8 protein-coding genes are annotated in these 14,563 nt (G+C 42.7%); all 8 read right to left on the reverse strand.

All coding sequences use genetic code 11. The annotated features are described in order from the left end of the window. Complete coding sequence (locus AC07YT_RS05210) at positions 1-2,973, reverse strand: SusC/RagA family TonB-linked outer membrane protein (protein WP_086547139.1); 2,973 nt, start codon at positions 2,971-2,973, stop codon at positions 1-3. A gap of 7 nt (positions 2,974-2,980) precedes the next feature. Beyond that, positions 2,981-3,253, reverse strand: coding sequence for a hypothetical protein (locus AC07YT_RS05215; RefSeq protein WP_086547140.1), 273 nt, complete (start codon positions 3,251-3,253; stop codon positions 2,981-2,983). Positions 3,254-3,610: 357 nt separating this feature from the next. Then, on the reverse strand, positions 3,611-8,857 hold the full coding sequence (locus AC07YT_RS05220; protein WP_086547141.1) for an Ig-like domain-containing protein: 5,247 nt from the start codon (positions 8,855-8,857) through the stop codon (positions 3,611-3,613). A 167-nt stretch (positions 8,858-9,024) separates the two neighbouring features. Further along, positions 9,025-10,188, reverse strand: coding sequence for a type IX secretion system outer membrane channel protein PorV (gene porV / locus AC07YT_RS05225; RefSeq protein ID WP_086547142.1), 1,164 nt, complete (start codon positions 10,186-10,188; stop codon positions 9,025-9,027). A 77-nt stretch (positions 10,189-10,265) separates the two neighbouring features. After that, entirely contained in the window at positions 10,266-10,394 is a 129-nt protein-coding gene (locus tag AC07YT_RS05230; RefSeq protein ID WP_494945194.1) for a hypothetical protein, read from the reverse strand. Positions 10,395-10,955: 561 nt separating this feature from the next. Then, complete coding sequence (locus tag AC07YT_RS05235) at positions 10,956-11,312, reverse strand: hypothetical protein (protein ID WP_086547143.1); 357 nt, start codon at positions 11,310-11,312, stop codon at positions 10,956-10,958. A gap of 228 nt (positions 11,313-11,540) precedes the next feature. Then, entirely contained in the window at positions 11,541-12,968 is a 1,428-nt protein-coding gene (locus AC07YT_RS05240) for a Gfo/Idh/MocA family protein (RefSeq protein WP_086547144.1), read from the reverse strand. Between the two features lie 160 nt (positions 12,969-13,128). Beyond that, on the reverse strand, positions 13,129-14,523 hold the full coding sequence (locus AC07YT_RS05245) for a hypothetical protein (protein WP_086547145.1): 1,395 nt from the start codon (positions 14,521-14,523) through the stop codon (positions 13,129-13,131). Between the last annotated feature and the right edge of the window lie 40 nt (positions 14,524-14,563).

Here is a 14,563-nt window from a genome sequence, read left to right on the forward strand (position 1 = left end):
TTAAAATTTAGCGGTTAAACCAATGTTATAGCTCTTGTAAAGCGGATAGCTGCTGAAGAGCGACTCCGGATCGAGGTCTTTAAGCTTCGTAATGGTAAGCAGGTTGAAGGCCGAAGTGAACAGCCTTAAATTTCCCAGCCCTATTTTGCGCGTTACCGAAGAAGGCAGGGTATAACCGAGCTGTATATTTTTAAGTCTCAGGTAATTGCCATCCCTGATCCAGTAAGTTGAAGTTCTGTGATTATTGGTGTTGGTACCAAAGCTTAAACGCGGATAATCTGCAGCAGTATTGGTGGGTGTCCAGCGATTTAAGTGATGCTCCTGAACATTCCCATTCTCCTGGAATTCCCATGCATTGTTTCCTGTAAAATAAAAGTCTTTCCCGGCAACGCCCTGCACTAAAGCAGAAAAATCAAATTGTTTATACCTCAGGCCAATAGAACCGGCGTAATAAACCGGCATACCTTTTTTTCCAATCGCGGTCACATCATCTTCATTGACTACCCCATCTGCATTTTGATCCACATAGCGGATATCTCCAGGTTTAAGCACCGTTGAAAACTGTTTGGGACTCTGGTCAATTTCGGCCTGGTTTTGGAAAAGTCCTGAAGCAACCAAGCCAAAAGCCTGGCCTATCTGCTGACCTGTACGTTGCTGGTAGGCGTATTTTCTGACCAGTTCATCTGTAAAAACTACTTTGCTGTTGGCCGCCTGAAGATTTCCACTCAAACTTAATTCCACCGCTCCGATCCTTTTTTGGTAATCTAATCCCAGCTCAATACCATTATAGTTATAAACGCCTAAATTTTCTAAAGGATAAACGGCTCCCAGTAATGGGTTTGACTGACCTCTTTGCTGCAGTACGTCATAGCGGTACTGCCTGAAATATTCAAGACTTATCCCCAAACTGTTCTTTAAAAGCCTTGCATCAATGCCCGCACTGTATACCCTTGTTTTTTCCCAGGTAATGGAAGGATTTCCTAAAGAGGCCTCATTCCAGCCTGCCATTCCCGTAGCTGTACTCCCGAAATAATAAGCATTACTTCCTGTGGTGTAGTAGGGCTGAAAAGCAAAATTTGAAGTCCTGTCAAAACCAAGCACACCGGCTGACGCTTTTAACTTTAACTGATCAAAAATATCGCCCTTAATAAAACTTTCTTTACTAAGATCATAACCTACAGAAAGGGCAGGAAATGTTCCGTACCTCTTATTAACAGGATATTGTTCGGTTCCCTGGTGGCTTACCGTCATGTCAGCAAATAACTTTCCATCATAGTTGTATGACGCTGTTGCAACAAGCCCCTGATAGGCGTGGGTGAGTGAAAGACCAACATCATACTGGTCCCAGATATACCTTAATGAAGCATCAATATGATGTTTTAAAAAGCTACGGTTATACTTTAAGCCTGCATCATAATTCAAGCGTCTTGCAAAACTGTTTCCGTACGAATTTGCATTGGCATAACTGGCGTTGGTGCCAAACTGCAAATAACTTTCAGCCTGGGTAACCGGATCAATAACGGGTTGAAAAACAGCGAAATTAGATCTGCTCCTCGAGATAATGTTGCTATAATAAGAGGTGTAGTGTATAGCACCTGTTAAAGAAAGACCGCTGGTAATGAAATTAAGTTTACGGTTCAGGCTGGCATCGACTAACAAGGTGCGTCGGTTATCTCTGTTGTAACCGGTTTGATAAAGCTGACCGTAAATATTTTTTACATAAAGTGAATTTCCAGCTAGCGAACCGTCCTTATTAAAAACAGGATATGCATTTGAAGGGGTTTGCCTGATCTGGTCCAGTATGGCATCCGTTCCGGCACCAGGACTATTCACCTGTTCGTATTTTCCCGACAAGCCTAAAGCTATGCTTAAATTCTTGTCGATATCAACATCAACATTTGACCGGAAATTGTAACGGTTAACCGTATTGTTAGTATTCAGGTCATTCGTTCCATCCCTAAAAATCCCTCCCTGGTTCTGATTCTCCAGTGCTACAAAATACCTGGCAGCAGGCCCGCCACCCTGAACATTCAGGTTAAACCGATTGAAACTATAACGGGGTTTAAGTGCGGTATCATACCAGTTTACATTTGGGTACTGATATAGATTGGTACCGTTCTTATAACCTTCCAAATCTGCAGGACTGTAGATCTGAGGGCGTCCGTCATTGGCTGATGCTTCGTTCGCAAGCAATGCATAATTATACGAATCGAGGTATTTTGGCAGGTTTATCGACTCCTGGATTGCGCCTTGTGCTGAAAAACTGATCACCTGTTTAGCATTAAGGCCATGCCTGGTTTGTACCAATACTACACCGTCTGAGCTTCGCATTCCCATGGCGGCTAGTGAAACCGGATCTTTAAGGACGGTGATGCTTTCTATTTCATTAAAGCTCAGTCCATCCATATCCCTGATCGCACCATCTACCATAATTATTGGTGTCCGGCCCCTTAAGCTAAGTGAAGAGCGGTCATTGCCATTTGAGATAGACTGCGTAGTAATCAGCCCGTTCAATCTTCCGCTTAAGGTATTGCTGATACTTGGCGTAGGAATATCACTCAATTCTTCTCCTTTAACTTTAGCCATTGAACCCGAAAAAGTTGAAGATTTAGGGGTTCCAAATAAAGTATTCACCAATTCGCCTGCAGGATCCTCTTGTAGAAATACATCAATGCTTTTTCCCGCCACACGGTGCTCCTGTTTATTGTAGCCGGTTAATTCGAAGATCAGTACATCATCGATATCGGCTTCCAGATTATAATAGCCTTTTGCATCAGTAAGTGCATTACCGGCCTTACCTTTAACACTCACTTTAACATCTTTTAAAGGATATCCATAACGGTTTTTTACCTGCCCTTTAATTAATTTCTGATGAGAATGGTACTCAGCTCCATCTACTGAAGAAGCGCTGGTTACATTGTACGATAGTGACCATACTATCACAATGAAAAATATCAGGTATTTTTTTTTCATGCGCTTACTAAAATTTGATTAATAGGGTTGAAAAAATTCTTTTCATACAATAATTGATGAGGTCTAAAAAACCGGGACAAAAAGCATCAATGCCAGCGCGAAATTCGATCGGGCGGTTATTTACACCCAGCGCTACTGCGTGATAGGTAGGCCACTTGCTGCCCCATACTTTAGCAGGATCATTGTTGGGATGTGACAAGCCTGGATGACAGAGACTGCCTTGTTGCTGAAAAATCCCAGGAAGCTCAAAATGTTTACATTTCGTAAAAACTTGGTTCATTGGTTTGTTGGTTAGCTGATTTATATTGACCGGTTACCCGGCCTGGTTAGTTTGTAAAATTGTTTAATCAACTGAATATTATATGGGGAATATCTTAAAGGAATAGTGCGAAAACCTTAAATTTTGAGGTGTTTTGAGGCTTTAAGCTATTTTTTCTGCAGAAACCTAGGGGCTATCTTTAATTTTACCAAAAAGTGTGGCTTAAAACAGATGGATACCTTTATAGCTGTGTAAAGGTTTGTTTATTTAAACGAGTAGATCTTTAAAAAGAGCCCGGCTAACTTTAAAAATAAGTGCATAAAAAAAGAGCGTGCTTTTCAGGCACGCTCTTTTTCATTAAAATTAAAAACTAAGGGACTATAACTTAATTACTTTTACAACCTTTCTTTCTGTGCCCTGTCTTACTTCTACCATGTATACACCGGTAGGCAGTTCGGCTCCAAAAGTCAGTTGCTCAGTAGCGGCTGTTTTAGCTTCTTTAACCAATTGTTGGGCAATATTATACACCCTGTATTGCAATGCTTCATTGCTGGTGCTTTCTACCTGTACTTTAAACCCGGTTGTACTTGGATTTGGCCAGGCGGTAATTTTTAATCCCAGCAACGCTCCAATGGCATTGCCAATATTCGTATTGATTGGCGATTCTTCGAAATTCACTGCTTCCTGATTCAGTAACAGTTCTGGTTTATTGCTGGTTGCTTCACGCGAATTAAAACCTACCAGGTTACCAAATCCTTTTCCAGCCTGATTGATCAGCCTGATGGAAATGATTTTTTTCCCTAAAGCAAGCTGGCTATTGATATAAGCAGTTACGTCCAGCTCATACCAGGCCTTGGCTGTATTTTTAACGGTATAAGTACCAAGTAGTGTACCATTTTCTGATGGTTTGTTATTCCAGGTGATGGTATTTTCACCCCAGGTGCTATTAGATAGGCCATATACCGATACCACCCTCGATGGATTAATATCTATACGGGAAGCATATACCCTGATTTTTGCACTGTTTACTACTGAACCAGAAAATGTGCTGTAATCGAAACGCAGGTAAGATTCTCTGAAAAAGGACCAGTTTTCGCTGCTCACATCCAGGCTTTTCGCGCTGCCATTATTAACACCAGCAAAAATCCCATCCCGCACAAATGCATCAGCTACCGGATTAACTGTTAAAGCCTGTGGCGCATTTACCTTCACATTAACCGCCGAAGATGTGGCTAGTCTGCCTAAATGATCGGTGGCTTTAGCGGTAAGCGTATACATTCCTGCGGAAACATTATTCCATACCAGGTTAAATGGTGCTGTTGTAGATTGGCCCAGAAAAGTTGAACCTTGATAAAACTCCACTTTAACAATCGTTCCGGTGGTATTGGCATTAAGGCTAATATTCGAATTTGCCGTAAATGTAGCGTTGTTTATCGGAGCGCTAATTGAAACGGTTGGCGCAGCGCTAACCGTAACGTTTACAATTGCCGATAGTATTGTTCCCCCATTATTATCGGTTGCCTTTGCGGTAAGTGCATAAGCTCCGGCCGGAAGATTAGTCCAGGTAAAACTGTAGGGTGCAGTAGTCGACTGGCCCAGCAGCGTGCTGCCCTGATAAAATTCTACTTTAGCAACCGATCCATCGGCATCGGTAGCGTTGGCGTTAATGGTCAGATCAGTACCCGAAGTAAGTGCCGCAAGGTCTGCAGGCGAACTGATGGCAATTGTAGGTAAGGTATTGATTTTAATCCTAACCGTATCTGCAACAGCTGTTCCGCCATTATTGTCGGTGGCTTTTGCAGTGATGTTATAAAATCTGGGGCCAGGATTATTCCAGGTAAAGCTATATGGTGCAGTGGTAGATTGACCTAACAAAGTGCTACCCTCATAAAACTCTACTTTAGTAATTGTTCCATCGGTATCAGCGGCATTGGCATTTAGAACAACATCCGAACCCGCTGTATATGCTGCCTGGTTTGCCGGTGAACTGATGGCCACCGTTGGCAAAGTATTTACGTTGACTTTAATGGTATCTGAAACAGTTGTTCCGCCGTTATTATCGGTTGCTTTAGCGGTAAGGCTGTAATTTCCTGAAGCAGGATTGGCCCAGCTAAAACTATAGGGTGCGCTGGTTGACTGACCTAAAAGTGTGCTGCCCTGATAAAACTCAACTTTAGTAACCGTTCCATCGGTATCGGTAGCAGTGGCATCAATTGTAATATTGGTACCTGCAGTAAAAACCACATTGTTTGCCGGTGAACTGATCGCTATAGCTGGTAAGGTATTGATGATCACCTTCACGGTATCGGATATCGTTGTTCCGCCATTATTATCGGTCGCTTTAGCGATAAGGTTATAATTTCCTGCCGCTGGATTAGTCCAGGTAAAGCCATAAGGCGCAGTGGTTGACTGGCCCAGTAATGTGTTGCCTTGATAAAATTCTACTTTACTGATTGTTCCGTCAGTATCAGTAGCATTCGCATCGATAGTAACATTCATACCTGCTGTAAACACCGCATGGTTTGCCGGTGAACTGATGGCCACCGTTGGCAAGGTATTGATAATCACCTTAACCGTGTCTGATACCGTTGTTCCGCCGTTATTATCGGTCGCCTTAGCGGTAAGTGCATAAGTTCCTGCAGCCGGATTAGTCCAGGTAAAGCTATAAGGTGCAGTGGTTGACTGCCCCAGCAAAGTGCTGCCTTGATAGAATTCTACCTTGGCGATTGTTCCGTCGGTATCGGCTGCATTTGCGTTTATGGCTACATCGGCACCCGCTGTAATTACAGCATTGTTCACCGGTGAAGTAATAGCCACCGTTGGTAACAGGTTGGCCACATCTACAGCAGGATAAACCAGTTTTCTTGAACCGTCATATCCAATCGCATAAACACTGGTAGAACCTGCAGCGTATTGAACAGTTGTGGTTGCATTTGCTGTGGTGGCTTCTCCGGCGCCATAAATGGCCACATCGGTAAGTACTTTTTGGTTATAGGTCTCAAAAGCTACTGCATTGGCCCATTTCGTATTGTCGATTTTTAAGGTGTTGGTATTCACCGTTACGCCAACTGTTGCCACCGCAGTTGTTGCGAGTGGAACCTTATTTCTAAAGGTATTTATCGTATTTGCCGAAATATAATTTAAGACCGGAGATACTGGTTTTGGATATCCTTTAGCCTGTACAGCAGCGATGAGTGCATCTATCTGTGCCTGTGTAATGGTTAAACGCTTTATCGAATAATCGTCTATATCCATATCAATTGGCAACAGGTAGCCACTTTTCACAAAGAAGTCGGTCAAATCTTCCTGAACGGCATCGCAGGTAGCACTTACGAAATTGAGCAGTAACTGACCTTCATTTAATCCTGTCTGACTGGTTGTACGCATTTTCTCCAACACGTCTCCATACCAGAAAGCTACATCAGGCTGACCAGCCGGAGCAGGTGTACCTGATAATCGTTGTTGCATCGTTGGCAGGTTTTTACTTGCGCCTGCAAGCTGATAATAAACTTCCAGTTGCCACAAAGGCACCAATCGCACAAACACATCGCCTTGTGCTTCCATATGTTTTTTCTGTATCAGGCAATTATCAAATAACGATCCGTAGCGGCCACCATATAAACTGGCTGCACCTGCTTTAGGCACATCGTTACCTTTTTCAAGTCTTGTTGTACTCGGGTAACTGCTGCTATAGAGGTATTGGATCCAAGCCGAATTAACGTTATTGGTTACTTCAGTGGTGCCTATCCATTTAGCTCCTGGCCTCACCTGGTTATTATGACCAAACTCATGCGCAATTCCCCAGGGATCTTTAAAAACCCCTGTAGCGCTTGCCAGGTTCGAACCGCTACCACCAACACCTATGGGATAATTTACACCATCGCCACTTGCATTAGGATTTCCATCCCCGGTTATAGACCTCAGAAACATGTGGTTTTTAGGCACTCTGTTGTATTTTACAAGGCCATTTAAGGTATACTCATTGTGCACAATGGTATCGTAGGCTGCAACCAGCGCTTTTCCACTAGCTGCAGAATTACTGATCAGTATATTTTTGTTGAGATTTAAATTAACATAGGTTCCTTTCATATCTAACTTCGAATACACGCCGTTCAGCAACATCTGTGTCCATTGGTCGTTGGTATCCGTTAATGGATTATAATAACCATTTACCTGCCCTGTGGTAATGTTAATCTGGATAGGTTGCAGATTAGGCTTATCGCTAAAATAATTGATATAGGCCAGTCCATCATGTAATACATTGATAATGTTTACTCCTTTTTTCAAAGGATAACTATCGGTAGTGGCGCTATAATCAAGTCCAAAATCCTTCACCAACAATTGTGGATTTACCCCATAGGTATCACCAACAAAAACAATCGCTTTGGTATTGGCCTTGAAAGCAATTCCGGTTGGGTTTTCTACCCTGTTTAAGCCATTTGATTTTAATATGCCTTCTACTGTGCCGGGATTTGGATAAAAATCGTAGGTCTGTAAACGGTATTTTTTGTTATAACTATTATTAAAAATACACTGTGCCAATGATTTAAAAAACGGAGAAGCAATGGCATCGATATCCGTCTGCGTTATTCCGGCTTTTAGTGTGGTATGTAACTCATCGGCAAAAATATTTGTGTATAAATTGCCTGCGCTGTTTTTCTGATAAAACTGCATTTCTGCACAACTGGCGAAATTATTTTTACCGGTAAGCACTTTTACCACAATTTGGGTAACGTTGGTTAAAGCTGCAGGAAAACTGATCTGATACGCAGCTGAACTAAAACCCGTATCGAAATCCATTAATTTGGTTAGGGTAGTTTGTGTCGTGGTTTTATACCAGATTTCGCCCGTGCCAAAAATACCATTCGAACCACCATCTTGCCTCGGCACATAAGTGATGTAATCAATGGAAGGATTGGTCGTGAAATTATAAGTTAAACTGATCGGGAATCCACCACCTGTATAGTTAGAGTGGTAAAGGGTGGTTGTATTATTATCATAAGTACGCGCAATGCCTTCACCGCCGTTTGACGCAGGGCTTACGCTGGCGCTTGCAATATCTAGTTTAACATCCGTATAGGCTGTAAAATCTTCTGCTATCGGATTATCACAATCAATCGGCTGAACAAATGGCCCTGTTTCTGCCGAGCTAAAATTGATTTCAGCACAACTCGAAAAATTGCCTCCTGCAGCCCTGATGACGAAGCGGACGATGTAGGGTTTTACAATCGGACTGGCCGTCATATCGATTGTTTTTACCGTATTGTTTTGCGCCCAGCTGATATTACTCAGCTTGCTTACAAAAACCGAAGGGGCATCGGCCGTAGCATAATAAACATCTACAGTAGTCCAGATACCATTTGGGCCCGACTGCCTTGGGGTATAATCCACTTTATTAATGCTTTTTACACCAACAAAATAAAAATCAACCGTATCTGGCATGGCGTTTAAAGACCAGTTAGAGTGGTACATGGTGGTCAGGTTACCATCGTAGGCTTTCGTAATTTCGCTACCACCCTGTGATGGCCGTTTCGAAGCCGCCGCCGTGATGGTGACCGGGTTTTGGGCATTTGCAATTGCACAGAGCAATAACATGGCAAGAAAAGAGAGTAATCGTTTTTTCATCTGGTTAGGGTTTAAATTAAATAATATGGGTTTTATATTGCTTTTCAACCGCTTGTCTTAAAAGACTATTGGTTATTGAAGCCATTGGTTTATTTTTTTCGGCCATCCCCCCTCATCTGATATCTTTTCACCGGCAAAGTCTGGCCAGGACCTGCTTGTTATTGCTTTTATTTTCCCTTCCTCGGGAGAAAATTTACGGCAAGGCCAAAGCGCAGTGTATTGGCCAGCGGGTTGCTTCTTTCTGCAGTAGCCAGATAAGACATATCAATGCTGTAGATCTGGTACCTAAAGCCTGCACCCAGGGTAAAATAACTGCCATCACCTTTCTGGGCATCCTGATAGTTATAACCTGCACGGAATACCATCATATCTTTAAATAATAATTCGAGCCCGGTTGACAGCCCAACTTCCCTTAGCTCTTCATTAAAACCGCCGGGTGCATCATTAAACGACCCGAAAATCCCTGCCGGGACAGACCTATCAGGGTTCTTTCCACTGATAATCTTTCCATCAGGCGAATAAATGGGCTGGGTAGGTATAAGCAGTTTATTGATATCTAAGGCAAGGGTCAGTTTGCTTTCATTTCCAATAAAAGCTATTGCAGAGCCCAGTTTGAACTCCGTAGGCAAGAAATATTGCGTTCCGGTATTGCTATAATTCATTTTTGTCCCGATGTTGGATATATTTACCCCCATCGACCAGTCTGCAGGTCCGCCGAATAACATCACCCCGGTCCGGTAAATCCCGGATATATCGGCTGCCAGGGCCCTTCCCGGTCCTGACTGTACGCCTGAACTTGTGGTGCCCGTAAACAGACTGCTATTGATGAAACGGATACTTCCGCCCAGTGCGAATTCTTTCCCAAAACTCCGGGCATAAGTAATATCAGCCGCAAACTCTGTCGGACGGGCCGTTCCCAATTCCTGTGAATTATCATCGGTGAGATTAACGGTACCCAGAGAAAAATATCTTAAAGAAGCCCCGATGGTATTGCGGCCATCCAGGTTGCGGTAACCACTCAGGTAAGTAAGGTTCATATCTGGCACCAGGTTCCGCATCCATGGCGTATAGGTTAACCCTACCCCTGTTGATTGGGTAGGCAGATAGGCCATCGCTGCTGCATTGATGGCTGCTGAATGTGCATCAGCCTCCAGTGCCACTCCTGCATTTCCCATTCCAGCAATACGCGCACCAGGGGTAATCCGTAAAAAGGGCGCTGCAGCGATCAAACTGTTGGATCTGGAATCATTGTCCATTTTCCCTGCCTGCTGGGCATCAACGTTTATAACGACTAAGGTTAGCAGGGCCAAAAGGAAAAATATTCTGTTCATCGGTTATCGGTTATGAGTTTAAATTTTCAGTTCTATGTGATCAAAAAGCTACCATCATTTCCACCGCTATTAATCTTTTATCCTGCACCAGCCAAATCTTTCCAGTTCGATATTACACGCACCTGGTTACCTTTGCCAAATGGCATCTCACAGCTGATATTGCCCATTTCAGGCCATACTGTAATCCTTCCTGATTGCAACCTCATTTTTTTCAAGAGGTATCCGGCAAAAAGTTGTTTATAGGTTTATTTGGTTAGTTGGTTAATTGCGAAAATTTATTCGTTTGTTTTTACAAAATGATTATAGGATGATTGGTATAGATCTTAGTTAGAGACCTTTATCAAAACTAAGTACAATTGATTTAAGTCAAATAAAAAAGACAGCACAAACGTTTGTCTGCCAGTATATTGCCAATATCGTTGTATTTAGGAGGTGTTGATAGTGCCGATAATTGCACTGCATCTGCCTTAAAACCTTTAAATTAGGATATCATCTTAGTGGGTGAAATAGAAAAATAATAAAATTCTATTCAACAGGGTTAAGCCCCTGGCTTAAAGGCATAATTATCTGGTTATTTGCGAAACCGCCTGCGCATGTAAATTTATTATTACAAAAATAGGAGATGATCGAAATAAATAGTATTGCAAAAAAGAGGAGACCGGTTTGATTTTGCTTTACAGGCGATCACATGATGAAAACGGAATTTAAAAAAGCCGATCACACGCAAACGTTTGTGCTTTGTTTTAAAAGAGGGCAGATCAGGCAGCTTAATATTCAGAAAAATAGGCGAAAAAGTCTTCCTTAAAAACAAGATAATCAGAAAATACATTTAGCATATTATGATAATAGATGTTCTTATTAAGATCATTTTCAAAAGATAACACATAACCATTGCCTTTTGGGTTTGCGGTAAAAAAGAAAGCAAAATTAGTTTGGATGAGCCAGTTATGTTCATTCGTATCAGGAAGTTCAATATAACAGTTTACTTTACAGCGCTTCACATCACCCTCCTGAAAATCGATGTGATAAACAATAGGAAGTTCAACTATTCCATAGCATAAAAGATCAACCAATACCACGATTCTTTTTCCAGCACCATTCATTTTAACTAGCTTATGTTGCATATTTTTTCACTGATATGGTGATGATTGCAAGACTATAAACACCAGAACCAAAACGCTTCAAACCTCCGGGAGAGGATATTACGTTTTGGTTCATACACTCAATACCATTAATTCATAAAAAACATTTGTCCTTCGACAGGTTCAGGATGACCATATTTTTTATTTTCTCCTGAACTTAATGACATTGTCGAATACTACAGATTATATTTCTATTCGCTATATGAAAAATTATACTTTATAATACTGCTCCCATCCTTTACGGGGTGGAGGGCCGATGAGCAATTCGTTTGCATTTTTACTACTGGTAATTTTCTTCTTTTTTCTGTCGAAAACTATTTTTTCTCCTGTCCACTGCGCCAGCACCCCAAGGCAGAATACCTGGCTTAACGGGCCTGCAATTTCGAAAGATGAACGGGTTTTTTCTTCGCCCTTACATGCTTTTAAGAAATTGGCAAAATGATTGGATGGGCTCAGCGGTACAACAGGCAAACGGGAAGCCATTTCCTTCGCTTTTTCCTCTGGAATAATGGATAATGTGCTGCCATGCGAACCACCCTTAAAAGTGAGGTCTTTGCCATAAATAATTTTACCCGGATTTAGTTTAGCGGCAGTAACAGCACCATTGCTTGGTGGTGGAATGTTGGGATCGAGCCCTTGCACACCATATCCGGCCGGGATTGGGGGAAGATTGTCAATACCATCGTACCACTTCACTTCAACAGGGGGCATACTGCCACGTTTAGGGAATTTAAACGAAAGTGTGGAAGACATCGGATAGAAAAAATTATTGTGGCCATCTAACTTTATCGGGTCTACCTCATAAGGAAGGCCAAGATCAAGAAACTGATGCGAAGTATCGAGGATATGCGCACCCCAATCGCCCAAAGCGCCCATACCAAAATCGAACCAGCAGCGCCATTGCCCGTTCACAAAATCTTTGCTATACTGGTGCCCCTGGGTCTGCATCTGCCAGATATTCCAGTCAAGGGTATCGGGCTGTGTTTCTGCTGGTGGGAATGAAGTGATTTTCGTATCCCAGCCATGCCAGCGCCTGGCCATGTTCATATGTGCGGTAATGGCGGTTACATCTTTAATAATACCTGCTTCTACCCATGCTTTATACTGGAAATAATTGGCTTCCGAGTGCCCCTGATTTCCCATCTGGGTAACCACTTTTGGGTTTTTCCTTGCCGCTTTCATCATCAGCTCTACCTCATTAAAGGTGCGGGCCATCGGTTTCTCCACATACACGTGTTTGCCAAGGCCAATGGCCATCATGGTAATCGGAAAATGCGAGAAATCGGGCGTACCAATAGAAACCGCTTCAATCTGACTACCCATTTTATCGAACATCTGCCTAAAATCTTTAAAACGCGGCACATTTGGAAACATTTTCAGAATGGCCAGGGTATGCGGTGCCTCCATGTCTACATCGCATAAGGCAACAATATTGGCCAATCCGGTGTTGTGGAGTTCGCGGATAATTTCGCCTCCGCGGTTACCGATGCCAATGCAGGCCAGGTTTACTTTTTCGGCAGCGCTAAAGCCTGAAGGCTTATGCCCGTTTGCAAATAAAAAGCCAGGCATTGCGGCCGCAGCAGAAGCCAGTAAAGCCTGTGTTAAAAATCTTCTTCTAGAGTTGTGGTTATCGCTCATATAATGCTTGTTATTGCTAGTAAATTACAGTATTTTTTTTTATTTCAACTCCTGTCTTCCAGCTATCAGACTATAATCAGCGCTTAGCAATAAAAAAACACTTACCATTTGTTTCATTTTTGTTGATTGGTCTTGGTTGATTTTTTTAAAAAAATTAACGCTAATTTTCAGGAATCACCTTGTTCTCATAAACTGCCGGTACCTGCTGCTGTAACCAGATCGTCATCCAGGCTGATCCCATCCGGCTGGCAATGGCCTCTTCTCTGCCCAGGTAGCTGTTTTCCTGATCGCCTGCATAAGTGTGCCCGTCGGCAAAGCGCTTTTGCTGTTCAAGCACCTTATCCATATGCAGTTTAGCCCAGTATTTTCCCTTATGTTTTTGGGCAAGATTATCCCAACCATAGGTAAATGCAGCAATATCGAGGTTGGCATAATTATCGTAAACACCCTGCCCCCAATCTGAACCTTCGGGGTAATAAACAGCTGCCATTCCTTCGCGATACATGGTACCACCCGGGGCTTTATAAGGTGGTGATGAAAACTGATGTGCAGTTACCGAAAAATAAATTTTATCAAGATTGAAGCGCGCCGCCTCCGGTGTTTTTTTTCCGGCCAGCGAAAATACAATCGGTGCATTGATCATCGAGGCAATGGCATTATACTGCGGATGGATGATCCCATGATTGATCACGAAACCGGGTTCTTCCATATTGGAGCCCTGCACCCAGTGGCTAACGGGATATCCGTGTATCATCCGCGAATTATGCAAATCGGAAGGTAAGGCCGTTGAGGCCATTAAATATTCTACCGCCTTATGCAACCATTGAGCGGAATGCGGATGCTCTGGCAACATTACCGCTGCCAGGTATAACAGCTCGGCATTCCAGGCATCTTCTTCAATTTTAGAATCACCGGGAAACAATACTTTCCCGGTGCTGTCTTTATAATAGAGTGGAACGATACCCAGAAAACGATCTGCTTCGGAAACGATCATCCGGGTGATATAAGTTTGATCTTTTTTGGAAAAATCATCCCATAAAAGCCAGGCCGCATAACCCGAATAATAAGCCCAGTGGGCGGCCTGCCAATCGCCACCCCAAACCTTTCTGGTTTGATTCACTTTATGGTCGTAGGCTACAGCCCTTACCATTTGGATCGTTTTATTTTTAGCTTCCTGTAAAGAAACCCCTGTAATAGCGGGATCGTAGATCCTGGTTTTGATCGCGATGGCTACACCAAACGACATTGCTGCAGGAAAACGATAACGGTATTCGTTAACCTTTGAGATGCTTTTCAGGTCGAGGTAACCGCTGGAATCCTGCTGGTATTTTTTGATATCCCGGTACCAGGTGCTTAATGCAAATTTATTGGCATTAAGCAGGCTTGTTTTTACAACTTTCGCCAGTTCATCATGAGGTGGCTTTTTGTGGAAACTGCTCCAGTTAATCGGCTTCACTTTTATGGTGTTGCTGGTTAATGCACCCGATTGGCTATGCGCAGTTTTTGCACTGAATAAAACAGGAATTAGAAAAAGTAAAAGGCTAGATTTACGCATTTGATTGTCTCCAGTTGATTTTTAGATATGCCCATTTTAA

It is taken from the genome of Pedobacter sp. GW460-11-11-14-TSB4 (assembly GCF_059423705.1).